Source organism: Ignavibacteriota bacterium (genome assembly GCA_013285405.1).
GTDB lineage: Bacteria > Bacteroidota > Ignavibacteria > Ignavibacteriales > Ignavibacteriaceae > IGN2.
In genome coordinates this window covers 1,837,740-1,863,460 of sequence record CP053446.1, presented here as the reverse complement: position 1 = coordinate 1,863,460, position 25,721 = coordinate 1,837,740, and the positions used below count along the sequence as shown (strand labels likewise).

28 protein-coding genes and 3 pseudogenes are annotated in these 25,721 nt (G+C 34.4%); 19 read left to right on the top strand and 12 right to left on the bottom strand.

The annotated features are described in order from the left end of the window. The first annotated feature begins 7 nt into the window (after positions 1 to 7). Positions 8 to 483: pseudogene (gene ybaK / locus HND39_08040) on the top strand (Cys-tRNA(Pro) deacylase). Between the two features lie 110 nt (positions 484 to 593). Next, on the top strand, positions 594 to 1,340 hold the full coding sequence (locus HND39_08035) for a TerC family protein (GenBank protein QKJ96235.1): 747 nt from the start codon (positions 594 to 596) through the stop codon (positions 1,338 to 1,340). Between the two features lie 307 nt (positions 1,341 to 1,647). Here the strand turns inward: HND39_08035 and HND39_08030 are convergent, their stop codons facing one another. From HND39_08030 to HND39_08020, 3 genes are all read right to left on the bottom strand, one after another. Beyond that, a complete protein-coding gene (locus HND39_08030; GenBank protein QKJ97933.1) occupies positions 1,648 to 2,238 on the bottom strand; it encodes a T9SS type A sorting domain-containing protein in 591 nt (196 codons plus the stop codon). Positions 2,239 to 3,408: 1,170 nt separating this feature from the next. Next, positions 3,409 to 3,720: a hypothetical protein gene (locus tag HND39_08025; GenBank protein QKJ96234.1), complete on the bottom strand. Its 312-nt coding sequence runs from the start codon at positions 3,718 to 3,720 to the stop codon at positions 3,409 to 3,411. 3 nt (positions 3,721 to 3,723) lie between these two features. Further along, positions 3,724 to 4,026 (bottom strand): hypothetical protein, encoded by a 303-nt coding sequence (locus HND39_08020; protein ID QKJ96233.1) that lies wholly within the window; start codon positions 4,024 to 4,026, stop codon positions 3,724 to 3,726. A gap of 276 nt (positions 4,027 to 4,302) precedes the next feature. Here HND39_08020 and HND39_08015 point away from each other — a divergent pair, with 276 nt between their 5' ends. Together HND39_08015 and HND39_08010 are read left to right on the top strand one after the other, a co-directional pair. Then, positions 4,303 to 4,602, top strand: coding sequence for a nucleotidyltransferase family protein (locus HND39_08015; protein QKJ96232.1), 300 nt, complete (start codon positions 4,303 to 4,305; stop codon positions 4,600 to 4,602). Next, entirely contained in the window at positions 4,589 to 4,915 is a 327-nt protein-coding gene (locus HND39_08010) for a DUF86 domain-containing protein (GenBank protein ID QKJ96231.1), read from the top strand. Before HND39_08015 ends, HND39_08010 begins: the two co-directional genes overlap by 14 nt. Before the next feature lie 270 nt (positions 4,916 to 5,185). Here the strand turns inward: HND39_08010 and HND39_08005 are convergent, their stop codons facing one another. The 6 genes from HND39_08005 to HND39_07980 all read right to left on the bottom strand — a co-directional run bounded on the left by HND39_08005 (position 5,186) and on the right by HND39_07980 (position 9,491). Further along, complete coding sequence (locus tag HND39_08005) at positions 5,186 to 5,791, bottom strand: T9SS type A sorting domain-containing protein (GenBank protein QKJ97932.1); 606 nt, start codon at positions 5,789 to 5,791, stop codon at positions 5,186 to 5,188. A gap of 460 nt (positions 5,792 to 6,251) precedes the next feature. Next, positions 6,252 to 7,106 (bottom strand): T9SS type A sorting domain-containing protein, encoded by an 855-nt coding sequence (locus HND39_08000; protein ID QKJ96230.1) that lies wholly within the window; start codon positions 7,104 to 7,106, stop codon positions 6,252 to 6,254. Positions 7,107 to 7,243: 137 nt separating this feature from the next. Beyond that, positions 7,244 to 7,882 (bottom strand): hypothetical protein, encoded by a 639-nt coding sequence (locus HND39_07995; GenBank protein ID QKJ96229.1) that lies wholly within the window; start codon positions 7,880 to 7,882, stop codon positions 7,244 to 7,246. A 9-nt stretch (positions 7,883 to 7,891) separates the two neighbouring features. Beyond that, the gene (locus HND39_07990) at positions 7,892 to 8,308 is read right to left on the bottom strand and encodes an META domain-containing protein (protein ID QKJ96228.1); all 417 of its coding nucleotides are present in this window, start codon (positions 8,306 to 8,308) and stop codon (positions 7,892 to 7,894) included. 12 nt (positions 8,309 to 8,320) lie between these two features. After that, positions 8,321 to 9,358 carry a DNA methyltransferase gene (locus HND39_07985; GenBank protein QKJ96227.1) on the bottom strand — a complete coding sequence of 346 codons (1,038 nt, stop codon included), beginning with the start codon at positions 9,356 to 9,358 and terminating at the stop codon, positions 8,321 to 8,323. Next, positions 9,336 to 9,491, bottom strand: a complete 156-nt coding sequence (locus tag HND39_07980; protein QKJ96226.1) for a hypothetical protein — start codon at positions 9,489 to 9,491, stop codon at positions 9,336 to 9,338. The genes HND39_07985 and HND39_07980 overlap by 23 nt, the downstream gene beginning before the upstream one ends. 154 nt (positions 9,492 to 9,645) lie before the next feature. On the opposite strand from HND39_07980, the gene HND39_07975 reads away from it, so the two are divergent. From HND39_07975 to HND39_07920, 12 genes and pseudogenes are all read left to right on the top strand, one after another. After that, positions 9,646 to 9,921 carry a hypothetical protein gene (locus HND39_07975; protein ID QKJ96225.1) on the top strand — a complete coding sequence of 92 codons (276 nt, stop codon included), beginning with the start codon at positions 9,646 to 9,648 and terminating at the stop codon, positions 9,919 to 9,921. Positions 9,922 to 9,931: 10 nt separating this feature from the next. Continuing rightward, entirely contained in the window at positions 9,932 to 10,561 is a 630-nt protein-coding gene (locus tag HND39_07970) for a YceI family protein (protein ID QKJ96224.1), read from the top strand. A 94-nt stretch (positions 10,562 to 10,655) separates the two neighbouring features. Then, on the top strand, positions 10,656 to 11,183 hold the full coding sequence (locus tag HND39_07965) for an LOG family protein (protein ID QKJ96223.1): 528 nt from the start codon (positions 10,656 to 10,658) through the stop codon (positions 11,181 to 11,183). Between the two features lie 378 nt (positions 11,184 to 11,561). Further along, complete coding sequence (locus HND39_07960; GenBank protein QKJ96222.1) at positions 11,562 to 12,248, top strand: outer membrane beta-barrel protein; 687 nt, start codon at positions 11,562 to 11,564, stop codon at positions 12,246 to 12,248. 155 nt (positions 12,249 to 12,403) lie between these two features. Next, the gene (locus HND39_07955) at positions 12,404 to 12,958 is read left to right on the top strand and encodes an outer membrane beta-barrel protein (GenBank protein QKJ96221.1); all 555 of its coding nucleotides are present in this window, start codon (positions 12,404 to 12,406) and stop codon (positions 12,956 to 12,958) included. A gap of 221 nt (positions 12,959 to 13,179) precedes the next feature. Further along, a complete protein-coding gene (locus HND39_07950) occupies positions 13,180 to 13,812 on the top strand; it encodes a PorT family protein (GenBank protein ID QKJ96220.1) in 633 nt (210 codons plus the stop codon). Between the two features lie 119 nt (positions 13,813 to 13,931). Then, on the top strand, positions 13,932 to 15,476 hold the full coding sequence (gene malQ / locus HND39_07945; GenBank protein QKJ96219.1) for a 4-alpha-glucanotransferase: 1,545 nt from the start codon (positions 13,932 to 13,934) through the stop codon (positions 15,474 to 15,476). Positions 15,477 to 15,584: 108 nt separating this feature from the next. Next, on the top strand, positions 15,585 to 16,031 hold the full coding sequence (locus HND39_07940; protein QKJ97931.1) for a thioredoxin family protein: 447 nt from the start codon (positions 15,585 to 15,587) through the stop codon (positions 16,029 to 16,031). Between the two features lie 258 nt (positions 16,032 to 16,289). Then, on the top strand, positions 16,290 to 17,576 hold the full coding sequence (locus tag HND39_07935) for a hypothetical protein (GenBank protein QKJ96218.1): 1,287 nt from the start codon (positions 16,290 to 16,292) through the stop codon (positions 17,574 to 17,576). Positions 17,577 to 17,781: 205 nt separating this feature from the next. Beyond that, positions 17,782 to 18,042, top strand: a complete 261-nt coding sequence (locus HND39_07930; protein ID QKJ96217.1) for a hypothetical protein — start codon at positions 17,782 to 17,784, stop codon at positions 18,040 to 18,042. Between the two features lie 34 nt (positions 18,043 to 18,076). Further along, on the top strand, positions 18,077 to 18,403 hold the full coding sequence (locus tag HND39_07925) for a transposase (GenBank protein QKJ96216.1): 327 nt from the start codon (positions 18,077 to 18,079) through the stop codon (positions 18,401 to 18,403). Between the two features lie 89 nt (positions 18,404 to 18,492). Further along, a pseudogene (locus HND39_07920) lies at positions 18,493 to 19,360 on the top strand (IS3 family transposase). A 13-nt stretch (positions 19,361 to 19,373) separates the two neighbouring features. Here the strand turns inward: HND39_07920 and HND39_07915 are convergent. Continuing rightward, entirely contained in the window at positions 19,374 to 20,570 is a 1,197-nt protein-coding gene (locus HND39_07915; protein ID QKJ96215.1) for a hypothetical protein, read from the bottom strand. 134 nt (positions 20,571 to 20,704) lie between these two features. On the opposite strand from HND39_07915, the gene HND39_07910 reads away from it, so the two are divergent. Next, positions 20,705 to 20,899, top strand: a complete 195-nt coding sequence (locus tag HND39_07910) for a hypothetical protein (protein ID QKJ96214.1) — start codon at positions 20,705 to 20,707, stop codon at positions 20,897 to 20,899. A 13-nt stretch (positions 20,900 to 20,912) separates the two neighbouring features. Here HND39_07910 and HND39_07905 read toward each other — a convergent pair. Together HND39_07905 and HND39_07900 are read right to left on the bottom strand one after the other, a co-directional pair. Beyond that, positions 20,913 to 21,781, bottom strand: a pseudogene (locus HND39_07905) (IS3 family transposase). An 89-nt stretch (positions 21,782 to 21,870) separates the two neighbouring features. Next, positions 21,871 to 22,197: a transposase gene (locus HND39_07900; protein QKJ96213.1), complete on the bottom strand. Its 327-nt coding sequence runs from the start codon at positions 22,195 to 22,197 to the stop codon at positions 21,871 to 21,873. 432 nt (positions 22,198 to 22,629) lie between these two features. Here HND39_07900 and HND39_07895 point away from each other — a divergent pair, with 432 nt between their 5' ends. Next, positions 22,630 to 23,940: a glucosyl transferase gene (locus HND39_07895; protein QKJ96212.1), complete on the top strand. Its 1,311-nt coding sequence runs from the start codon at positions 22,630 to 22,632 to the stop codon at positions 23,938 to 23,940. Between the two features lie 387 nt (positions 23,941 to 24,327). After that, positions 24,328 to 25,713: a glucosyl transferase gene (locus HND39_07890; GenBank protein QKJ96211.1), complete on the top strand. Its 1,386-nt coding sequence runs from the start codon at positions 24,328 to 24,330 to the stop codon at positions 25,711 to 25,713. The last annotated feature ends 8 nt before the right edge of the window (positions 25,714 to 25,721 follow it).

Genomic DNA, 25,721 nt, shown 5'->3' with positions numbered 1-25,721 from the left:
AATCCCTTTGGGAAAAACTCAAAAGACCAATGCAATTCGATTGCTCGAAACTCAAAACATTCTCCATTCTATTTTATCTTATGACATTGATGAAAGTGATTTGAGCGGAATTACTGTTGCAAATAAAATTGGAATTGAGCCGGAAAGAGTTTTCAAAACACTTGTAACAAGAGGAGAAAAAACCGGGATTAATGTTTTCTGTATTCAGGTCACTGAAGAGTTGAATTTGAAAAAAGCTGCTGTTGCCTGCGGTGATAAAAAAATTGAAATGATAAAAGAAAAGGAACTGCTTCCATTAACCGGTTACATAAAAGGAGGTTGTTCGCCAATCGGAATGAAGAAACATTATCCGACTTTTATTGATGAAACAGCTCAACTATTTGAAGAAATTTCTATCAGTGCGGAGTAAGAGGAATGCAGATAATGATTAAACCTGAAGACCTGGTAAGAATTATCGAAGGTAATTTTGCTGATTTAATTTGATTGTTTAAAGATGACATCTTTTAGAAAGATGTCATCTTTCTGTACTGCGAAATTTTGATCTAATAATTATTAATTTTCAAAACATTTTTTAACAAAATCGGAATAATACTTTGGAATGGATTACACAACCTGAATCGCTAATTGCATTATTAACATTAACAGTGCTTGAAATTGTTCTCGGCATTGACAACATAATTTTTATTTCAATTCTTTCCGGAAAGCTTCCTAAAGAACAGCAGAATAAAGCCAGGCTCATAGGTCTTGCGCTCGCAATGATCACGAGAATTCTTCTGCTCTTTTCAATTGTGTGGATAATGAAACTAACGCTTCCTTTATTTACAGTTTTAAGTCAGGAAATAAGTGGAAGAGATTTAATACTTATTGGCGGCGGATTATTTCTGATTGCAAAAAGCACTTTTGAAATTCACGATAAGCTGGAAGGTGAAGAAGGACACAGAAGTGCAAAAGTTGCTAAATCATTTACAAATGTTATCACTCAAATTATTTTGCTTGATATTGTTTTTTCACTCGACTCAGTCATTACAGCAGTCGGTATGGCAAATAACCTAATGATAATGATTCTCGCCGTTATTATTGCTGTCGGAGTGATGATGATATCCTCAAAAAGTATAAGTGATTTTGTTGACAAACATCCTACAGTTAAAATGCTTGCGCTTGCCTTTTTGCTCTTGATCGGTGTTTCACTTATTGCAGAAGGATTTGAACAGCATATTCCAAAAGGTTACATCTATTTTGCAATGGCATTTTCTGTTTTTGTTGAAATGTTGAATCTGAAGATGAAGAGCAAATCAAGAAATCCGGTTGAATTGAGAAACAGATTTGCAGACGAGAAATGAATAAAATAAATTATTGAACCTTAACTCGAACACCTTCAGAATGATTGGAAAATTCTGGTGTATATACATATTGTATTGTAATGTGTAGCACAGATTATTCCGAAGGAATGGCTTTGCCAATAATCTGTGGTACAACTACTAACATTACTTGGTAAAATCGGACCGGACAGAACTGCTTATGTAACACTGTCACACATTCATAATGACTTGTAAACTTTTTAATACCTGTTCGCTTTAAATATTTAATCCACGTTGGTATCAGGGAAAAGAGACATATTTAGGACTATCCGACTTTGAGAGAAAATGATTATTTCAACAACAACATTTTTTTTGTTTCAACAAAGGAACTTGTCTGGATTCTATAAAAATAAATTCCACTTGGTAAAAATGTTGCATCAAACTCAACCTTATAACTTCCAATTGGTTTTTCTTCATTAACAAGCGTTGTGATTTCATTTCCCAAAACATCATAAACTTTGAGCGTAACGAAATTTATTTCTGGTATTTGATACTTAATCGTAGTTGTTGAATTAAAAGGATTTGGATAATTATTAAATAAACTATAGTTACCAACTTCACCATCAAATTTTTCAACTTCAGTAAGTGTATATGCAGATAAATATTTATGTATATTTTCCCAAAAAAAACCATTCCAAACTTGGTATATCTCTCCAATCTGATTATTGTTCTCATCATACGAAAATGAATACTTACTATCATTCACCCAGTTAGAGACGTTCCAGAGTTGGTTTAGTAATTCAGTTTGGTTATTGTTTCCGTCATATGTATATAAATTCTTATAAGAATTCACCCAAGTAGTTCCACCCCATCCTTGCCAAAGTTTTTCTGTTAAGTTATTGTCAACATCATATGTATATGAATTTTTATAATCATTCATCCAGGTCGAAAAATACCACTCTTGACCAATCTCTTGAGCCAGCAAATTATTCTCGGCATAACTATAAAAAATCAGATTATTATTCACCCAACTTGAATCGTCCCAGTTTTGATAGAGCCACTCAGTCAAGTTATTATTTCCATTATAAGTATATAAATACTTATGATAATTCAACCAAACAGAATCATCCCATTCCTGCCAGAGTTTTTCGATTAAATTATTATTTCCAGCATATGAATATGAATACTTACTTTGATTCACGAAAACATAACCATCCCAAACTTGATAGAGATCTTCTATTGGGTTATTGTTTAAATCAAATGTGTATGACCACTTAATAAAATTCTGCCAACTATAACCGTCCCATAATTGAAGAAGACATTCAGTCTGGTTATTATTATCATCATATGTATATGAATATTTTTCAGAATTCACCCAGACAGTATCATTCAAATTTAGTTTGAGTTCTTCTATCCGATTATTGTTTACATCATAAGAGTATAACCATTTAGAATTAGTAACCCAAACAGAACCATCCCATCCTTGAAGAAGAGTTTCTGTTAGGTTTTTGTTTCCGTCATATGTATATGCTTTCCTACCAATATTTACCCAAGCAGAAACAGACCAAATTTGTTCAATCCATTCTAATAGTAAATTACCATTGCCAAGCAGTGTTTTATTGATGGTTATCCTTGTATTTTTATCACTAAATTCTTTTAAATCAACTGCGCTTGGTTTGTGAATTTCCCACAGTCCCTCGGCGGCAGGTTTCTTTGGTACTATTCCTCGGGTAATCGTATTTTGAGAAAATACTGCTATTGAAAACAGTGAAAAGAAAAACAAAATTTGTAGAAAATTTTTCATAAAAATACTATGTTAGTAAAAATTATGTGCTAAACTTAATTAGTTCAAATCATGATATCAAATTCATATTTAAATTTTCTGTTATATGTCAAATAAAAAACCCTCTCCACCTTTCGATGAATAGGGTTGAATGAGAATTAAATTTACATTACTGAATCTTAACTCGAACACCTTCGGAATGACTTGTCCAGAGGGATCTTCGACAAACTCAGGTGCGTACATACATTGGATTGTAAGCAAAGATGACATCTTTCAGTAGGCTTTCCAAATCGGTAAAAGATGTCATCTTTTACACACTTTCTCTCATTAATCTTCAATCATATAATTATCATTAAAGATATTTCTTTTCATTTCAATATGATACTTAATGAATTTATCTTGCCCACCAAACCATTCTAATAATTCATCTCTATTAAGACTTGTTTTATTATTTCCACACAAAACATTGTATGAACTAAATTTGAACTGGGTCAAGTCTTTGGTTATACCGTGATGAACCGGATTCGCGTGGATATAGTAAACAGCCGAATAAAAGTATTTCTCATCCTCAATAATTTTTCTCTTAAATCCTCTTTGAAATAAATTTCCTTTCCTCTTTTCCTGAATGTTAATCGACATAGATTATGAAATAAAAAACTTCCTGAAGCTTTCACTAACTATATTCGGGACATCAGTTTTTACACTTCCGAGAATATGGAAATGGTTTGGTAGTAAACAGTATGCAAATGTATCGATACAATCAGATAAATATTTATCGTATTGCCTAAGAAAATAGGAATAGTTTTCCTCTTTAAAGAATATGCTCTCTTTACCATTACCCCGATTGTAAAAATGATAGAGCTTGTTTTTATATAATGGAATATAATAATCTACTTTTTTCATCTCGTTTAACTTAAAGATGACATCTTTCGGAAAAGATGTCATCTTTTGTAATTATTCAAACTATTGAACTTTCACTCTCACACCTTCTGAGTGACTTGTCCAGAGGGATCTTCGACAAACTACGGTGCATACATACACTGGATTGTTGTTATCAGATTGATATACAAAATTTTAATCGTCAAGTATACCCTAAAAAATCAATAATCGACTACAAATTATAAAATTAAATCAACTTTCTGATAAATTATTATATTTATGTAGTGTAGAATTTTTCTTGTTTTGAATGTAAACCTTGTAATTAAATAAAATGAAATAGTTATGGACATACTTAACAAACATAAAAATGAATTGAAAACATTCTGTGAATCAAACAGGATTAGAAAACTCTCTTTATTCGGATCATATTCTAAGAATACTTTCAACGAGGAAAGTGATCTTGATCTGCTGGTTGAATTTGAAGCCAACTCAATACCTGGTTATCTTGACTTAGCACGGATGGAAAACGAGTTGACAGCACTCCTGGGAATTAAAACTGATCTCAGAACCGCAGATGAACTTAGCAGATATTTCCGTGCTCAGGTTGTCAAAGAGGCAATAGTTCATTATGCAGCAAAGTGATTTCATTCGGATCAAGCACATGATTGATGCTGCCGAAGAAGCAATCTCTTTTGCTGAGGGCAAGCAAAGAAAAGACCTTGATAAAGAGCGAATGTTAGTGTTGTCTGTAATTAAGGAAATTGAAATAATCGGTGAAGCTGCTTCGAAAATCTCAATTGAAGTAAAGGCTGAATATTCGAATATTCCGTGGGATGAAATAACCGGAATGCGTAATCATCTGGTTCATGGATATTTTGATGTGGATCTTGATATGCTTTGGAACACTATCAAGCAAGACCTGCCATCACTAATTACGAACCTGAAAAAAATCTGAGTCAAGTTCTTCAGTAGCACAGATTATTAATCTGTGCTACAATATATAATTGAGAAGTAAAATTAAAGAAAGACTGAATTGTGAAAAGGAGTAAGGGAAAGGAGGCTGTCTCAGAACTTTCATTCCGAATTTATTTCTGTATCTAATATCCAAATTTCAGTTAAAAATTAGAACCTGTCTGAAGGACTCCTTTGGAGAAACAAGCCTGTCTGCCGTCAGGCAGGTTCAGGTTGACGAATTCAGACTTATGAGACTGCCTCCTTTAACTAATTATTTTAAAAGAGACATCTTAATCGTTCTGGTAAAATTACCCGCTTGTAATTGTGCTATATAAAATCCGCTTGAAAGATTCTCTCCTGAAAAATCCGTTCTGTAAGTTCCCGCTGATTGTTCTTCGTTAACAAGTGATGCAACTTCATTCCCAAGAATATCATAAACTTTTAACTGAACAAAAGATGCATCAGGAATACTATACTCAATTTTAGTGGATGGATTGAATGGATTTGGATAATTTTGATTTAAATTGAAATCCTGAGGATGTCCGCTGATTTGTTCAACAGCTGCAATTCCACTGAAAGATAAATTATCTACATATCCAATTGATCCAATTGTTGGGTTGCCAGCTGGATTTGATATGCCAAAAGTTATATGAGTTTCAGTTGGTACATCTGGAAGATTATAAAAAATTGGGATATTAAGCTGTGTCCAGCTACTCATAGCTGCTTGAATTATCATTGCTCCAACACCAACTACAGTATTATCTTCGATTGACATTCCCACAGAAATAAATAGTTGATCAGTGCCAACAGGAGAAAATTTATAATACGTAGTAAAGGTTGCATATCTTTGAGAAACCGGATGACCCACACCGTTCATATCTGTAGAGGTTAAAACGGGGGCATATGGATTGCCAGAAAGATTTATTACTTCAAGTCTCGCAGATGAAGAACCACTTTGTGCATCCGATGATTGAGTAACACAGTCCGCATAACCAGGAATATCTGTTGTCAACCAACTGACTGGGTCACCATTAGCCCACTCCTCGAAGCTATTGTTCAAAGGTTGAGCGATTAGTTGTGGATAAATTAAGAATGCGAACAAAACTATAACTGTAATAACTGTTTTCATTAAACCTCCTAATCATAATTGTTTAAAAATATTTGTTATTAATAATCCGAATGAACCTGACAAATCGAAAAACATTTTACAAATCAACAGAAATTTTCACAATTGTTAGTATTGTAGATGGATATTTTTTTATTAAGTAACACAGATTATTCTGAGGGAATGGCATTGCCAATAATCTGTGCTACAAATATTTTAAATCAAGAATAAATTATTTCAATAAACTCATCTTGATAGTTTTTGTAAAATTATCCGCTTGCAATTTTGCGATATACAAACCGCTTGAAAGATTCTCTCCTGAAAAATCTGCCCGATAAGTTCCCGCAGTTTGCTCTTCATTCACAAGTTCAGCAACTTCATTTCCAAGAATATCGTAAACTTTTAACTGAACAAATGATGCTTCAGTTATACTGTATTCAATTTTTGTTGAAGGGTTAAATGGATTTGGATAATTTTGACTCAGATTAAAATTATCAGGAACACTTGATGAAATCTCCTGCACATCAGATGGAGGTCCGAAAGCGAGTTCATCTATATAAGCATAAGCACCAACCTGAGGAACACCAGTTGTATCAACCATTCCAATATAGATATAAGCTGAATCAGGATTGGCACCAGGGGTGTATGCAATATCAAAGTTAAACATCGTGTAAGTAGAAGCTCCAGTTCCAATGTCGATCCCACCACCGCCGACGATTACCCCAGCTTGAGTAAACCAGGTTGTAACATATATACTCTCATTACCGGTAAATGGATAAAACTCGTAATAGCCAGATAGGCTTCCATGGGCTTGAGTTACCGGGAATTTATCAGTATACATAAATGGGGAAATAACAAAAGTTCCGAAATAAACGTTCCATATTTGAACCGCATATGAACCCATATAGGCATCTGTAGTTCTGATAACAGGCGTATAAGCGGGCGGTGCATTGTTTGTAATCCAACCTTCTGGAATAGAAGGGTCTCCACCAACCCAGTTTTCAAACCCTGAGTTTGGTATTTGTGAGAATAAATTAATCTGGACAACACAGATTAATATTGAAAAAAGTTTTACCCAAGTTTTCATTCAGCCTCCATGCTTTTAATTGTTAAATAATATTTATTATTAATAACCCGAATGAACATAATAAATCAGTTGACACAAATCAAGTGTTAGCAGCAATCAACTAATTAAGATTGTCAAATGTTTAATTGGTGACAAATTTATCGTATTGCCCAGATTACATCTGCCAGTGTGTATTGATCTTTTTCGAGTGAAAATTTTAAAAGAAAATGTGGATTGAAACCAACCATATACTTTTCTATTCTTTCTTTCAGCCAGGAGATTTCAGCTTTTAACTTCCAGTGTTCCTCATCGGAAGAATAAAGAACTATAAATAATCTGTTCTTTAAATGTTTTCTTTGCTGCTGTGATTGATTTTTATAGAGCCATCGAATCAGTTCGTCAGTTTTATTTATCGCTTCGTTAATCGGATAAGGAAAATTTTTAGGGAAGATAGATGTCTTGTGATCGAATGTGACTCCATCAATCGAAAAATCAACCAACCTGTCTTTTTCGTCCAACGCAGGTTTAACGTTTGGAAGTGAACAAAATATTTTTTCAACTGCTTGTGCCGACCAGAAATTATACCATCGGTTTAAAGCATAATTAGCAATGTTCTTATGTTCATTATCCTTGCTGAATCTTTTTTCTGTTTCTTTCAGGACTTCATCAAACGAAGGAATTCTATAAATGAAATTTGTGAGCTTATCGAATACATCATTTTGCTTTCTTCCCCATTTGTATGGATAAGCCAATCTTTTTTTTAGTTCTCTTTCGGTTTGAATGAGATCAATCTGCATTCTATCACTTCAATCAATTTTCTGGAACACTAATAATTCTTTTTCATCTTTATAAAGATAAAGTCTCATCTTTTCAATTTTATATTTATTAACTTTTGAAAGTGCTGCAAGAAATTTTTGCTCAAGATTTCCGGGGCAAGCAATTTCTGTTGTTGTAATTTTTTCGAAAGCAATATTATCTCCATCAATGTTAACTGAGCCATTCAAAGTATTACAGCCAGTATTTCCGTGAACTCTTTTTTCTGCAGCATAAATTTCAAGAATGGGAAAATTTTTTATAGTGTCACCAGGAATAATTTTTTCACCGCCGATTGATTCAAGTGCCCAGATATCGTGCAGCCGGATATCAACTTCCTCTTTACCAGACGAACAACTAAAAATAATTATTGCCGATAGTATTGAAAGAAATACAATATTTTTTTTCATCTTTTTGTTACATCACTTTTGAAATAAAAAAATGTATTCGTGCTTGAAGATATAAAATCCACCGGCAAGGGCTCTGTATCGCCAGAGTTCTTTTTGATTTCTTTTTGCAGTTGTCTGATCAAAGTTTTTTATTATAGTCGATTTCAATTTAAATCCTTTATTCATCATTTCTCGCATTACATAAAAACCAAGCGGTATCCATTCACCCGAAGAATATTTATCGCCAATAACAACAGCGCAGTATCTTCCCTTATCAAGAAAAGGATAAGTGTTGCCAACTACTTTACCGAACATCTTTAAAAATTCTTCTGTTGATTTTGCGTTGGAAAGATCGCTCCGGTTGCTGCTGAATTTTATAATATCCCAATACGGAGGATGAAGAATTAAAAACTGAAATGATTTCACTTTTAATTTTCTTAATAAAGGTTGAAGAATAATAGTGCTGCTGTCACCAGTGAATAATTCGGTTCGTATTTCGAAAATATTTTTTTCTGCAGCGAGTCTCCCTTTTGCTGCTTTCGCAACTTTTTTATTCAGCTCGATTCCGATTCCGTTTCTTCCAAGACGTTTGCACTCGATCAGAGTAGTTCCGCTTCCGATAAAAGGATCGAGAACCCAATCTCCTTTTTTAGTAAATCTTTTTAAAAACTGATTTGGAATCTGCGGGATGAAATTTCCCCAGTAATCAGCTTTGTGTGCACCGGAACTATCGCGTTTATCAAAAATCCACAAACTGTCTGTAATAATATCTTCGTATTCTTTCCATCGGTTCAGATTTATTTCGTTAATCTTGCCTTCCTTTTGAACCGACAGACTTTTGCGTAATCTGTTTAGGTAATATTTTGTTCTCTCAATTGTCTTTGTTTCAAGAATTTGTTTTAGTTCTTTCAAAAGAAAATCTCTTCTAACAGATTGGTCTGTTCCGTTAAGAGGATAAATAATTATTTTATTATCGTCTTCAAGCTCTGAAAAAACTTTCCCGGTTATTCTTTTTATAACCTCTAAGTTTTCTTTAGCGAGTGCTGATTCAATAGCTGATAAAATATTCATAATGCATCTGAACTTTTTTTTCGAATTTCCTTATAACAAGTTTTGCAATTTTATTTCCAATACTCAGAGATGCTGTTGTTGTCCCGATTATCCCTCCACCGATTACTATTATGTCGAAGCATTTTTGTGTCATCAATTCTTCAAAGATATCGATGATTTATATACTTGAACTTTAACATTATCTGTGGTAAAATACAATCAAACATTTATAAATTCCGTGAAATAATTCTTATAAAATGATTCTGAAAAATTAGACAATTTAAAAATTAAACTCACAAGGATTCAGAATGAACAGCAAACAAAAATATGTAATCCTGATAGCTTCAATACTGATTGCAGCAGTGTTGATTTGGTGGCTGATGAGCGGAGGTGAAGTATTGTCAAAAGATGGAGTTTGGGTTGAACAGGAACTATCAGAATTAGATAAGGCTTTAGGATTAGAACCTCAAAAGATTTTTCAGGAAAAATTTATACTCGGTCTTTTACCGCACGCAGCAATTTTTTCCGGAGTTGTGTTACTTGCTTCGACGATTTTATTTTTCATATTCAAAACAAAAAAATAATGGAGAAAAAATGAAGACAATACTTAAAACATGCTTATTAATGCTGGTTGGATTTTCTTGTGCCTTTTCTCAAGGATTCAAAGTGAAAGCAACCGGCGAGCAGACTTTTAATTTTGAAGATAAAAGAAACCAGGTGAAATTTTTCAGCACAACACCGCTTGAAGATATTACCGGGATTTCTAACGGGGTCAAAGGAAAAGTAACTTTAAATGTCAGTGACATAAAAAACATGAAAGGGTCAATCAGCATTCCAGTAACTTCTTTAAAGACAGCAATTGATTTAAGAGATGAACATCTCAGAAGTGAAAATTGGCTGGATGCTGAAAATTATCCGGAGATATCTTTTACAATTAAAAAAGTTGACGATATAAAAGTAGAAGCCGATAATAAGTTAAACGCAAAAGTAACGGGTGATTTTACTGTTCACGGCGTAACAAAAGAAGTAGTAGCCGATGCATCTATAACATATCTTGATGCGAGCGAACAAACAGCACAATTTGCCCCGGGCGATTTATTAGGGGTTCAGGCAAAATTCAACATTTTACTTTCAGATTTTGATGTTGAGAATATGATAGTTGGTCAGAAAGTTGCAGACAATATAGAAATTACCGCAACACTCAGAGGATCAAACGCAAAGTAATATTAGCACATAACAGAAATTGAATCCGTAATCTTCTAAAAAGTTACGGATTTTTTATTTGATTATATTTCACACGTAAAAAATAAATCGTTCGATGAAAAAAATAATAACCATCTTCGGCAGTGCTAAACCAACACTCAACGATGAACAATACCTGACAGCATACACATTAGGTAAAAATCTTGCCTCAATGAATTTTGATATTTGTACCGGCGGATTTAATGGTATTATGGAAGCTGCTTCAAAAGGTGCTGTTGAGGGTGGAGGTGAAGCTTATGGAGTTACAGTTAATTTGTGGGGTGCAAAGACAAATAAATATGTAACAAAAGAAATTGTCTGCGATACTCTTTTCGAAAGAATAAATAAACTAATTGAGCTTGGTGACGGATTTGCAGTATTGCAGGGAGGAACCGGAACTTTACTTGAGCTTGCCGCAGTTTGGGAGTACATTAATAAAGATATGATGAAGTCGAAACCGGTTGCGTGTCACTCTTCAATCTGGAAGTCGATAGTTGAAACAATGAACTTGCAGATGAAATTTGAAGGCAGAAGAGTTGATGTTGTTAAACCTTGCAGCTCGGTTGAGGAGATAGTAAAATACCTGCACGAAAAACTTACGTGATTGTTACCCAATAAAAATATTCATCTATCCATAAAACTGAACAAGCTCTCCTTATTTAATCAAAAACGGGAAAGAAAAATTATTTATTCGGTGGAATTGGAAAGTAGCTAACCAAGTAATACTCTATATGAAAAGTGCTGGCATTCTTTATTTTGTTGATCAGTGAAAAACCCGCTTGTAAAGATTTCTTAAAGATTTCATTCCTTCCTCTCAAGAAGGCTTAAAGCTAGCTAAATGAACGCTTTTTTGGAAATGAATTTGGCTTAATAATTGAAAATGACGTGTTGCTTGGTGGATACATTTTTAATTAGTCGTTTGAGTTTCTAAAAATATATTTAATACTATTGTTCGCTTAACAAAATAATTAGGAGAAAACATATGAAGCGTGTGAGCTGTTCGATCATATTAATTATTGTATTTGGAATTACAACCATGTTTGCACAGGTTAATTCTAATTACGATGGTCCAAAACCAGAAGTAAGAGCTGGAGCCAAGTCGTTTATATTTCAATATACACCATTTCAAAGCAATCTTGAACCAGTTTATGTTGGTACCGTGAGCGTTCCTGATCAAGGATTTACTTCTATGGACCTGATGGGAGCTGGTTTTCGGTATTTCGTTACACATCAAATTGCAATTGCATTGGGTGTAAGTTTCGGAACGAATTCAAGCAGCCTGGAAACAGAAACAGGAAAATCGGAATCATCATCAACAATTGTTGGAGTTGGTATTGATGCAAATTACCACTTGATGTCTCTGTATGGTGTATCTCCTTACATAGGTGCAAATATTAATTTAAGTTCACTTTCTGCTACTGAAGAATTTACCCCGGATGGAGGCGCAACTGAAATTACTGATTATTCCGGAAGCGGTTGGGGAATCGCTGCTCAGTTTGGTTTTGATTGGTTCTTTACTGAAGGATTATCACTTGGTGGAAAATATTCACTTGGATTCAGAAGTCTTGGTGAGCCGGAAGTAACATCCGAAGGTGAAACTGAAACAGGTCCGAGCAGTACTTCCTTTGGCATAAGTACTTTCAGTGTACTTTTAAATGTTCATTTCTAAAAAAGGAAATAATTACCGGGATATAATTAATTATTGTGATGTATTTAACTGTTGAACAAAATATTCTGGAGAATATTTGCTTATTTGATACAGGTCAATATAGATTTGTCAGACTTTTTTAATTCAATTATTTATAAATAAAGAAGGATCTAAAAATGAAAAAAATTCTTGCAGTTCTTTTTGTATTACTTTTAGTTGCAGGATATACTAATGCGCAGGGAAAAATTGCTCTTGGCGTAAACGCTGGAATAGCTCTTCCAATGGGTGATTTCGGTGATGGTTATGACATGGGTTTTGGTGGTAATGCTTTATTCGCATACCATGTTAATCCAAATGTTGATGTTACAGGCTCAGCTGGTTATTTAACCTGGAGCGGTAAAGATGCACTTGATGGATCTACATTCAGCAGTATTCCTGTAATGGTAGGTGCGAGATATTTGTTCGGACAAGGACAATTTCATCCTTACATTGGTGCAGAATTAGGTATGCATTTCAGTAACTTTGATTATGAGTATGAACTTATGGGTGTAACCTATTCTGGTTCAGAATCAGATAGTTACTTTGGTTTTGGTGCTGGTGCTGGGTTCTTATATCGGGTTGGAAACAATATGGACCTCGATGTTAATGCAAAATTCAACAGCATTTCTTCAGAAGGTAGTGCTTCGAATTATGTAAGCGTTATGGTTGGACTCTTATTCGGTTTAAATTAATTTCTTAATTAAGTTCGTTTACAAGCAGTGCCTCGGCACTGCTTTTTAATATCCACTCTGGTATTAGCTTTAATCTTACTAGATGCTTCACTGATTATTCATTCAACATTTCATTAATTAATGATGATATCATAACATCAATCAAATTTGCTTTTGAGAACTTATTTCCCATAAGTTTCTATTGGCACTTTAATTTTTTACTCACAAAATAGGAGAATGAAATGAAAAAGTTATTTACCGTGCTGCTCGTCTTTGTTGCATTCACATCTATTTCCCTACCTCAAATGCAGATAGGTCCAAAGGCTGGGCTAAATATTGCAAGTATAGGTGGTGATGATGCGGATCAGATCTTAGGTGGTCAAAGTTTAGATTCAAAGACTGGTTTTGCAGGCGGATTTTTCTTTATGTATCAATTCAGTAATATGTTCGCTATTCAGCCCGAGGTTTATTATACAATGAAAGGTGCAACCTATTCAGAAAGCGGAGCAGACTTAACTATTTCACTTGATTATATAGAAGTACCACTTCTCTTTAAATTTCTGATACCGATAGAGGGTTCAAATATTAAACCCGCTATTTTTGCTGGTCCAGCAATCGGTTTTAATATGACGGCAAAATCTAAAGTGGAATATGAAAGTCAATCTCAAGAAAATGATTTGAAAGATGATACTAAATCAACAGAGGTTTCATTGGCATTCGGCGGCGGTCTTGGTTTTAATGTTGGTAAAAATGAACTTGGTGCCGATATAAGATATATTCTAGGACTAACTACATTCGATGATTCATCCGATCCGTGGGATTTAAAAAACAACGTAATCAACTTTAACGTCTATTTCGGATTCTCGATCCTTTAAAATATTTTTTTATCTCTGCACTAACAAACGGTGCAGAGATTCTTCTTTTTAAACTCATGCTTTTTCTCTTTATTTATCCTAATAATTATTTTTACGCTTAAAAATTCAAAGGATTATATATGCAATTTGAACGCAGTGCTGGCATTCTCCTTCATCCAACATCACTTCCCGGCAAATATGGAATTGGCGATCTTGGCAGTGAAGCATACAAGTTTGTTGATTTTTTAAAAGAAGCGGGACAAACACTCTGGCAAACTTTTCCACTTGGACCGACTGGTTATGGTGATTCTCCATATCAATGTTTTTCTGCTTTTGCAGGAAACCCGCTGATTGTCAGTCCTGATAAATTAATGAATGATGGTTTCCTTTCTATTGATGATCTGAAAAATCTACCACAGTCTGATCTTAGGAAAATTGATTACGGAAAAGTGATCGAGTTTAAAAAATCTTTATTGAAAAAGGCTTATCAGAACTTTAAGAGTAATTCACGAAACATCGAAAATGAATTTGAAAAATTTAGCAACTCACAAAAAAAATGGCTGGAAGATTTTGCAATTTTTATGGCTTGCAAAGATCATCACAACGGAGCGGCATGGAACAGTTGGGAAAAAGGTCTCGTGCAAAGAGATGAAAAAGTTTTAGCTGAGTGGAAGAAGAAATTAGCTGATGAAATTGAATATCATAAATTTGTTCAGTTTATTTTTTTCAGACAGTGGAATTCTCTAAGAAAATATGCAAACGAAAAAGGAATAAAGATAATTGGTGACATGCCGATATTTATTGCTTATGATAGCTCCGATCTCTGGTCAAATAAAAATTTATTCACTGTAGATGATGAAGGTAATTTAACTTTTGTAGCTGGTGTTCCACCGGATTATTTTAGTAAAACCGGACAACTCTGGGGAAATCCGCTTTATAAATGGGATGAAATAGAAAAAGATGATTTCCTCTGGTGGCGTGAGAGATTCTCAAGTCTCTTTGAACTTGTTGATATTGTGCGTATTGATCACTTCAGAGGATTCGAAGCCTTCTGGAAAATTCCCGGTGGAGAAAAAACAGCAATAAATGGTAAATGGGTAAAAGCTCCGGGGGACAAATTATTCAGCACATTAAAAAAATATCTTGGCGATCTTCCGATTCTTGCTGAAGATCTTGGAGTTATTACTCCACCAGTTGAAGCTCTTCGCGATAAATTTAGATTTCCCGGAATGAAGGTTTTACAGTTCGCATTTGGTACAAAGATGGAAACCAAATTTCTTCCTCATAACTTCGTTCCAAATTGTGTTGTATATACCGGAACTCATGATAATGATACAACCCGTGCTTATTTCGAAAAAGAAAAATCAAATAAAGGAAAGAATGATATCTACGAGCATGCACAGATTTATCTGAATTATTTTGGAGATGATATTCTATCCGAGCTTATTCGGGTTGCTTATGCTTCTGTCGCAAACATTGTAATTATTCCAATGCAGGATATTTTGAAACTTGGAACCGAAGCGAGGATGAATTTTCCAAGCACAACCGGTGGTAACTGGAGCTGGAGGTTTACCTGGGATCAGATTGATGAAAATCTTTCTAAACATTATTTTGGTTTAACACAACTTTATGAACGCCCACCGATACCCAAAAAACTTGAAGAAATTGATGTTGAGGAATCATAATTGCACTAATTGTTTTAATGATTTTCTGAATCTTCATTACTATTATTGTATCAAATAACAGTAAAAATTTTTATTCAACTCAAATACAGGAGATCTGGTTTGAAACAAATATCAGCACTTTTAGTTTTATTAGTATTTTTATTTACTTCCTGCAATAACGGTCAGTCATCCTCTTCAACCGGAAACCTTAACTGGACCAATAATCTTGAAAATGCAATTGAACAGGCAAAGAAAGAAAACAAAGCTGTTCTTGTTAACTTCACTGGCAGCGACTGGTGTATCTGGTGTAAAAGATTAAGTGCAGAAGTTTTCCAGCAGAAAGAATTTGAAACTTATGCAAAAGATAATTTAGTATTAGTAATGCTCGATTTTCCAAAAGACATTGAGCAGACAGAGGAAACCAAAACTTATAATAATAATCTTGCGCAGAAATATGGAGTTCAGGGATTTCCAACCATTTTAATTTTCAACGATAAAGGTGAATTCGTTGCACAAACCGGTTATCAACCTGGCGGTGCTGCCAAATATGTTGAGCATATCAAATCCTATTTATAGTTTAGTTAAGGCGATCGGAAGGTCGCCTTTTTTGTTTGGAGATGTGAGTTCCCTTTTTTGTGTCACTAATTTTCTTACACCTTCGTAAAAATTTCTACAGTGTATTAACTTTTTTACTCTCATTTTTTTTTGATTTGATTTTTTAGCGGAAACGCAACTACGTTTACAGCATAATAATTGCTGTTTAAAGACTGGCATTCCTCCCGGCGTAACTTTAAATTAAGACTAAATAACTATTAGTTTTTTTAGGAGTTGAAAATGAAAAGCATTTGTGCGGTCTTATTAAAAATCAGTTTTTTGTTTATTGTTATATCCGGCTGTAAAGATGAACCACCTGTGGTACCGCCGCCACCACCACCATCTGATGTTAAGGATACTCTAAGACTTACTTTTGAATATGCTACTCACAGAAGCATAATTATTAATTCCAAAACAACTACTAGTAATAAACACTCTACAGTAAAACTATACCGAATATTTAATAATGCCGATACACTTGTCTCCGAGTATCCAATAACGACAAATGACACAAGCATCATTGATGATAACAACGGGAATGGTTTACAGCTTAACACTAACTACACATATTATACAGTGCGAATAGACTCTACAGGAGAAAGAAAAGACAGCGGTAACATAATAACTATCACAACCCTTGCAGCAACGAACTTTAATTACACCTGGCAGGAGTTTGCTCTAGGTGATCCAGGAAGTGTTCTTTATGATGTTTGGGGAACTGATGAGAATAATGTCTATGCAGTTGGTGGTGTTTACTTTAATGATACCTCTTTCGGAGTGATACACTGGAATGGTGTTGAATGGAACGTTGCAAGTCAGTTCGGTGGTGGACTAGCAATTCACGGATTTTCAGCAAACGATATTTGGACAGTTGGGGGAACCATTTACCATTTTAATGGACAGATATGGGATGAAATACTATTTAATGACCAAATCTTAGTAGATAATATACCATATTATGCCGTCTGGGGAACGAACAGCAATAATGTTTATTTTGGTAGTGGACGAGGAAAAGTCATACACTGGAATGGGAACAAAGCTCAGATTGTTTACAGTAATGCTGATCAAGTATTTGTTAAAGATTTAGATGGGTATGCCTCTGATTTTATAATTGGAGTTGGAACAGGTATGGTGCCGCCATTACTTGCGATTAAGTACGATGGAACAATCTGGAATGATCTGCCAATAAGTGATCCATGGTCATTAAATGCAGTAAGCATTGCTACAATGAAGCAGGTATATTTTGGAGGTGATGGTGTGTTTGAAATGATAGGAAATAAATTTTCACATATACAAAGTTTTGGCTACTACATCTGGGATATAAAATACAATAAACAAACTGGCGTTACAGTTGCTTCGGGTGCATTTGATGGAGTTTACATTTATAATGGTATGGAATGGCGAGATTTCCGTGGACAAATCTCTTCAGATAATACAAGATACTCGGGAATATTCATAGCTAATAACACAATTTTTTGTGTGGGAAGTACTACGAGTGAAGCAAAAATAGTAATTGGTAAGAACTGATTAATTAAAATAAATATATGTAAGGAGGTGATGTAAATGATCAAAACTCTATCAGTTAAGTAAGAGAGTAACGGTGCTGAAACGCCGTTACCCGAAATACAAACAATTAGCCTTGGTATTAAAAATTCTCACACTTGTGAGCTGTACCTTTTTTGTTTGTGGAACAAACCTAAAAATTTTTTCAATTAAAAATAAGGGAGAAAAAATGAAAATCTTAGCAATTACACTTTTTCTGTTGGTTTTATCAGTTCAAAATATAGTCGCTATTCATGGTGAAATATGGTTTTATATTGATGATAACAGCAATACAAATTATAAAGTTGTAGCTAGCAGAATCAGCACCACTGAACCACTCTTTGGCTACAACTTTATGGAAGTTGGTAATAATCAGTATGATGAAGTTACTTCCGATATTGATGTACTCGGCTATCCGTGTAATGCTTCAGACGGAAATGGAATTTCCTAAATTTGTATTAATGTAAACAGAAAGGAAAATTTCAATGTCCGAAACAAAAAGAGAAAGAAAATTTTATTCACCTGAGCAGAAAGTTCTTATTCTTAGAGAACTTCTTGAAAACAATATTCCCATCAGCCAGCTTGCAGAAAAATACTATGTTCACCCCAATGATATATATAACTGGAAGAAAAAGCTTTTTGAAGGAGCAAAAGATATTTTTCAAACAAAAGCAGTAAATAATAAACAAACTACTATTGAACAAAAAAAGATAGAAAAACTTGAATCTAAACTGAGAGACCGGGATGAAGCAATTGCTATTCTGCTTAAAGAAAACATAGATATAAAAAAAAGTATAGATGGGGAAATATGACCGGGCAATGGGTTGAACCGGATATACGAGATAATGTAATTGATTTTATAAATCTCATCAGAGCTAAGGCTGATATTTCTCTTAAAGGAATGATTCGCCTTATAGGAATAAATTACAGTAAATATTATTCCTGGATTGATAGAAAAGGAATCTCTAATAACCATAACGGTAAAACTCCCAGAGGGCATTGGGTGCCTTGATTGGGAGAAAGAAACTATTATCAGTTATGCTAAAGATCATCCGGGTGAAGGTTACAGACGGCTTACTTATATGATGATTGATGATAATGCTGCTGCTGTATCTCCGGCTACTACTTACAGAGTTCTTAAAGCAGCAGGGCTGCTTAACAGATGGAATAAAGTTAAACGATCTTCTAAAGGAGATGGCTTTAATCAGCCAGCAGCAGTTCATCAGCATTGGCATACAGATATTAAGTACGTTAATTATCACGGAACGTTTCTGTTTCTTATTTCTGTTATTGATGGTTACTCCCGATATATTGTTCATCACGAGCTTAGGCAGAATATGCAGCAATTTGATGTTCAGATAACCTTGCAGAGAGCTTTAGAAAAATATCCCGGTTATAAACCAAGAATTATTTCTGATAACGGTCCTCAGTTTATTTCCAAAGATTTTGCTGAATATCTGAAGCAAGTTGGATTACAGCACATCAGAACCTCTATTGCATATCCTCAGAGCAACGGAAAGATTGAACGTTACCACAGAACTATTCATCAGGACTGCTTAATGAAATCTTCTTTAATAAATCTTGATGATGCACGTAAACAGATTTCCTCTTATATTGATTACTACAATACTGAACGACTTCACAGTTCGTTGTTTTATTTAACTCCCGAAGATTTTCTGTTTAGCAGAGTTGAAGAAAAATTAGAGCTAAGAGAAATGAAACTTAATGAAGCCAAACTGAAAAGAATTGAGGTAAGAAATGATAGTTGATTTTCTACCTTACTTAACTAACCAGAAATTCCATTTTCCGCTGAACCAATACACCAACAACACTTGGGTTACTTGAATATGAATTTGTATTTGGTATCGGGCCTTCAGTTCCCCATTGCCAGCTACCCCCAATTAGAACTTTACTCTTTTGATATAACCCATCACTGCTGTTTTTTCTGTATGCTACATAGAGCAGAATACTATTATATGCAATAACCGGTTTTGCATTGCCAAAATAAGATAGCGGGTAATACAACACTTCTTCTGCTTCACTAAAAATATAATTCCCATTCACATCAGGGATATAAGTTGAAAGATAAATAGCAGCTTCATCATTAAGAACAGTTTCAAAAACTATTTTTACTTTATTTCCTTCAAAATCAATCGATGGATTTTTACTAATATTACCAATAGTATTCGAAATACAGATATCCTGATGCCACTGACCATTAAAATTTGTTGTTAAGCTATGCGTGTACCAAACCTCTCCCATAGATTCATATACACAATGATAAATTCCATTATCGGTACGGATAAGCTTACGTTGTGAGCCGCTGCTTATTCCGTTCTGATCGTTTGAGTGAAGATGGCCTTTGTAAAAAGCAGTAACAGTTGTTGTTGCTGTAACCTGTATGTTTGATTTTATAGGATTGCTTGAACCGCCTTCCCAGTGATGGAACCACCACGTTGTACCTAATGCTTGGAATTGATCTGATGCAGTGGCTGAATATATATCGTTACGAGGGTCTTCATATTTCAAGGCATTAAATGGTATTCCGTATTGCCAGGTCTGCGTAATAGGAGGTGTTTGCCAGGTAATTTCATAATCATTATTCGAACTACCTCCTTCAAGATTATTTGCTATAGTAAGTGGGATAGTCGAATAGTACATTGATCTGAATTCATCGGTTCCAGCTAAAACTCTCAATATGGCTGATATTGAGAAGTTTTCATACCCAATCCAATTTCTAAAATTACAAATGATTCCATTCTTTGTATAACTAGAATGTGTCGTTGATATACCGTAATTTACTCCACGCCACAATCGGGCAGTATCGCCAGGATTATATGGTTGACCAAGTTGCACATCATTATAAGGAAAGCCCATTATTGCATTATTGAATGTGGTTTTAATATTAAATTCAACATCGGCACCAACAAGATTGGTGAGTTCAATGTTATTTACATAACTGCTAATGTTTCTTTCCATTTCCTGCAATTCCCAACAATTAACAAAGCTGTTATTCAAAATTTCCGTGTAGATTCCATTCGTATAGGCAGCCAGTAAATTCGTAGTTGCAGTAAAATAAAATGTGATATCAGCAAACAAAGGCTGAGGTGGTAATGGGTAATGAACTAAATCAATACCAAATTGAAATAAAAGAATGCCATCCCGGTAAATGGAGAATTCCAGTTTCCCCTCTCCAATTAATGGCCAAACGTGTGGATCTCTTAAATAATCAAATCCTCTTAGAACATCCCAAGGGTGTGCGAGCGGATGTATTGGTTCAGCGGAAAATGGAATTTCTGGTTAGTTAAGTAAGGTAGAAAATCAACTGACATTTCTTACCTCAATTCTTTTCAGTTTGGCTTCATTAAGTTTCATTTCTCTTAGCTCTAATTTTTCTTCAACTCTGCTAAACAGAAAATCTTCGGGAGTTAAATAAAACAACGAACTGTGAAGTCGTTCAGTATTGTAGTAATCAATATAAGAGGAAATCTGTTTACGTGCATCATCAAGATTTATTAAAGAAGATTTCATTAAGCAGTCCTGATGAATAGTTCTGTGGTAACGTTCAATCTTTCCGTTGCTCTGAGGATATGCAATAGAGGTTCTGATGTGCTGTAATCCAGCTTGCTTCAGATATTCAGCAAAATCTTTGGAAATAAACTGAGGACCGTTATCAGAAATAATTCTTGGTTTATAACCGGGATATTTTTCTAAAGCTCTCTGCAAGGTTATCTGAACATCAAATTGCTGCATATTCTGCCTAAGCTCGTGATGAACAATATATCGGGAGTAACCATCAATAACAGAAATAAGAAACAGAAACGTTCCGTGATAATTAACGTACTTAATATCTGTATGCCAATGCTGATGAACTGCTGCTGGCTGATTAAAGCCATCTCCTTTAGAAGATCGTTTAACTTTATTCCATCTGTTAAGCAGCCCTGCTGCTTTAAGAACTCTGTAAGTAGTAGCCGGAGATACAGCAGCAGCATTATCATCAATCATCATATAAGTAAGCCGTCTGTAACCTTCACCCGGATGATCTTTAGCATAACTGATAATAGTTTCTTTCTCCCAATCAAGGCACACCAATGCCCTCTGGGAGTTTTACCGTTATGGTTATTAGAGATTCCTTTTCTATCAATCCAGGAATAATATTTACTGTAATTTATTCCTATAAGGCGAATCATTCCTTTAAGAGAAATATCAGCCTTAGCTCTGATGAGATTTATAAAATCAATTACATTATCTCGTATATCCGGTTCAACCCATTGCCCGGTCATATTTCCCCATCTATACTTTTTTTTATATCTATGTTTTCTTTAAGCAGAATAGCAATTGCTTCATCCCGGTCTCTCAGTTTAGATTCAAGTTTTTCTATCTTTTTTTGTTCAATAGTAGTTTGTTTATTATTTACTGCTTTTGTTTGAAAAATATCTTTTGCTCCTTCAAAAAGCTTTTTCTTCCAGTTATATATATCATTGGGGTGAACATAGTATTTTTCTGCAAGCTGGCTGATGGGAATATTGTTTTCAAGAAGTTCTCTAAGAATAAGAACTTTCTGCTCAGGTGAATAAAATTTTCTTTCTCTTTTTGTTTCGGACATTGAAATTTTCCTTTCTGTTTACATTAATACAAATTTAGGAAATTCCATTTCCGTCTGAAGCATTACAAAGATGAGTCCGCCGTACAATAAAACTAGCGAGTAGCGATGTAGCAGCATCGCTACTCAGAAAATGCAAATAATAAAGGTTGGGTTGAATAATTCAATGAATCATTCTGCCTTTTTATTTGCCTGCTAAACTTAACATAATTATTCAAAAAAATAAGGGAGAATAAAAATGAAAACTTTATCAGTTATGCTATCTACAGTAAAATATTCTACACACTTTTACCTATAGAGAAGTTGTATTTTAATTCTTAGAATAAAAACCAATAAAAATAAACAGAATCATTTTTGTTATATAATATTAGTGGTATTCTTCTCTGTATAATTTTAAATTAGGACTAAATAACTAATAGTTTTTAGGAGAGAAAAATGAAACGGGTAATTTTTGGTGCACTAATAATAAGCCTTAGTTTGTTACTACAGGCTTGTAACACAACCGATCCTCCACCACCCGACGGTGAGAAGGCAACGCTTGAGTTAAAACTTGAAGATGTATCCTGTATCGAAGCGTGGATAGAACTAACTACAACCAACCTACCACTACCGACAACCGTAACTCTGAATCAAACCAACCCAACCGGCGACACAAAATCTCAAATCTTAAATCTCAATACTCAAGACTCACTTCTCTACATTGATTCCCTCTTACCAAATCAAACATATAAGTTTCATACAACCATACAGTCATACAACCAAGCAGAAGTAAAAAGTAATGAGTTGAGCGTTACAACTATGGACACCACAAGCCACAATTTTACATTTGAAACTTTTACTTTTGGCGGTACAGCAGGCAGCAGTGTGCTTTACGATGTTGCTATAATTAATGAAAACAATATCTGGGCAGTGGGTGAAATTTATGTTGCCGATACAAGCCAGAATGGATACACAATGTATAATGCAGTTCATTGGGACGGAAATCAGTGGGAATTAAAAAGGATTTTATATGATGGAAATATTTGGACTATTAAAACAATTTTTGCATTTAACCAAAACGATATTTGGTTTTCTGCATTTGTAAGATATGATGGTCAAAAATTTATTGAACTGCCAATCTCTCCTATACTAACAGGGTGGTCGATAAACAAAATCTGGGGAAGCAGCAGCCGTAATCTGTATGTGGTTGGAAATAATGGAAATATTGTTTTCTACAATGGCACATCGTGGAGCCGGATAGAAAGTGGAACGGAATTGAACATAAACGACATTTGGGGAGATTATAATCAGAAAACCGGTGAATGGGAAATACTGGCTGTAGCATCAAATAAGTTTTTTAATGAGGGTAAAAAAATTTTCAAAATTGATGGTCTTTTGGTAACTGAAATAAATGTTGTTGGTTTAACGTGGAGCTTAAGTTCAATTTGGTTTAATGCAGCAAGAAAATATTTCATTGCAGGAGACGGTATTTATTATAAGAAAACATTAAATGAAAGCTGGGTAAAAGACTTAACATTTATACAAATCTATAAGGATAGAATTCGGGGCACCCAACTCAATAATATTTTGGTAAGCGGATCAAACGGTTTGATATCGCATTTTAATGGTGTGAATTGGAAACACTACATTAACAATGAACTTCCGTACTACAGTGGCCGGTTACTTTCCTGTGATGTCAAAGATAACATACTCATTGCTGTTGGGTGGAAAGAAATACAAGCCATAATAACAATGGGTAAAAAGTAAAGAAAGGAGTTATAATAAGATGAGTCCGTCGTACAATAAAACTAGCGAGTAGCGATGTAGCAGCATCGCTACTCAGAAAATGCAAATAATAAAGGTTGGGTTGAATAATTCAATGAATCATTCTGCCTTTTTATTTGCCTGCTAAACATAACATAATTATTCAAAAAAATAAGGGAGAATAAAAATGAAAACTTTATCAGTTATGCTATCTACAGTAAAATATTCTACGCACTTTTACCTATAGAGAAGTTGTATTTTAATTCTTAGAATAAAAACCAATAAAAATAAACAGAATCATTTTTGTTATATAATATTAGTGGTATTCTTCTCTGTATAATTTTAAATTAGGACTAAACAACTAATAGTTTTTAATAAAGGGAGAGAAAAATGAAACGGGTAATTTTTGGTGCACTAATAATAAGCCTTAATTTGTTACTACAGGCTTGTAACACAACCGAACCACCGCCACCGGATGGTGAAAAGCCAACGCTAACACTTAAGCTTGAAGATGTTTCCTGCACAGAAGCGTGGATAACTTTAACAACAACCAACCTGCCACTACCGACAACCGTAACTCTGAATCAAACCAACCCAACCGGCGACACAAAATCTCAAATCTTAAATCTCAATACTCAAGACTCACTTCTCTACATAGATTCTCTCCTGCCAAACAAAACATATAATTTTATTGCAGTAGTAGAAAGCAGTGAACAGTTGGACACAAGCAACCAGCTACAAGCCACAACACTTGACACAACCTCGCACATTTTTAGCTACCAAACATTTGAGTTAGGAGACCCGCTTACCGGCAACAGCAGCATACTATACGATGTAGCAATTGTGGATGCAAATAACATCTATGCTGTGGGCGAAATTTATGTACTGGATTCACTTGGGCAAACCATTCTATATAATGTTATTCACTGGAATGGAAATGATTGGAAATTAAAGAAAGTTTACTTCCCAACAGTTTGTGGAGATACAAGTCGTACACCATATCCTTCCAGAGCAATATATGTCTTTGATGATGGAAAAATTTGGATGAGTTCTTCTGGAGACAAAATTGCCATATTAGAAAATGGCGATCAGATAAATCAGTTCTGTTTACCTGCGTCAGTTGCAATGTCAATAAACAGAATCTGGGGAACAAGCAGTAATGATTTATACATTGTGGGCAATAACGGGAAAATTGCACATTATCAAAACGGCACTTGGCAACAAATACTAAGTGGAACATCATTTCCTCTTGTTGATATATATAGTAAGGATGGAAATGAGATTTATGTGGCGGGGATAAATGTGTCAGAAGTAAAAGGAGTGGTATTAAAAGGAAGTGGCAATCAGTTTTCAGTAATGATAAATGCTGAGGTAATAGATGAAAGCCAGCTATTCCAAAAACTTTATGGGATTTTAGGTACAGTATGGCTGGATGAACATAATACAATTTATACTGGTGGAAATCTTTTGTTCAGATATAAGAATAATGAGTGGAATTATGAAACATCCTTACCTGAAAATTTCATCGGAGGAAACCCGGGAGCCTATTACCGAGGCTTTATATCTTCTATCAGAGGAAATGCATCAAATGATTACATAATAGCAGGTGGCAGAAATACATTGAAACATTTTAATGGAGTAAGCTGGGAACAAATTGGATTACCTTATGATCCTCAGAGCCCGATTATCTGGGGAAGTGTTAAAATGAAAAATAATACTGCAGTTGCAGTGGGATTAAAAAATAATTCCGCTTATATCATATTATTAAACAAATAGAAAGGGGT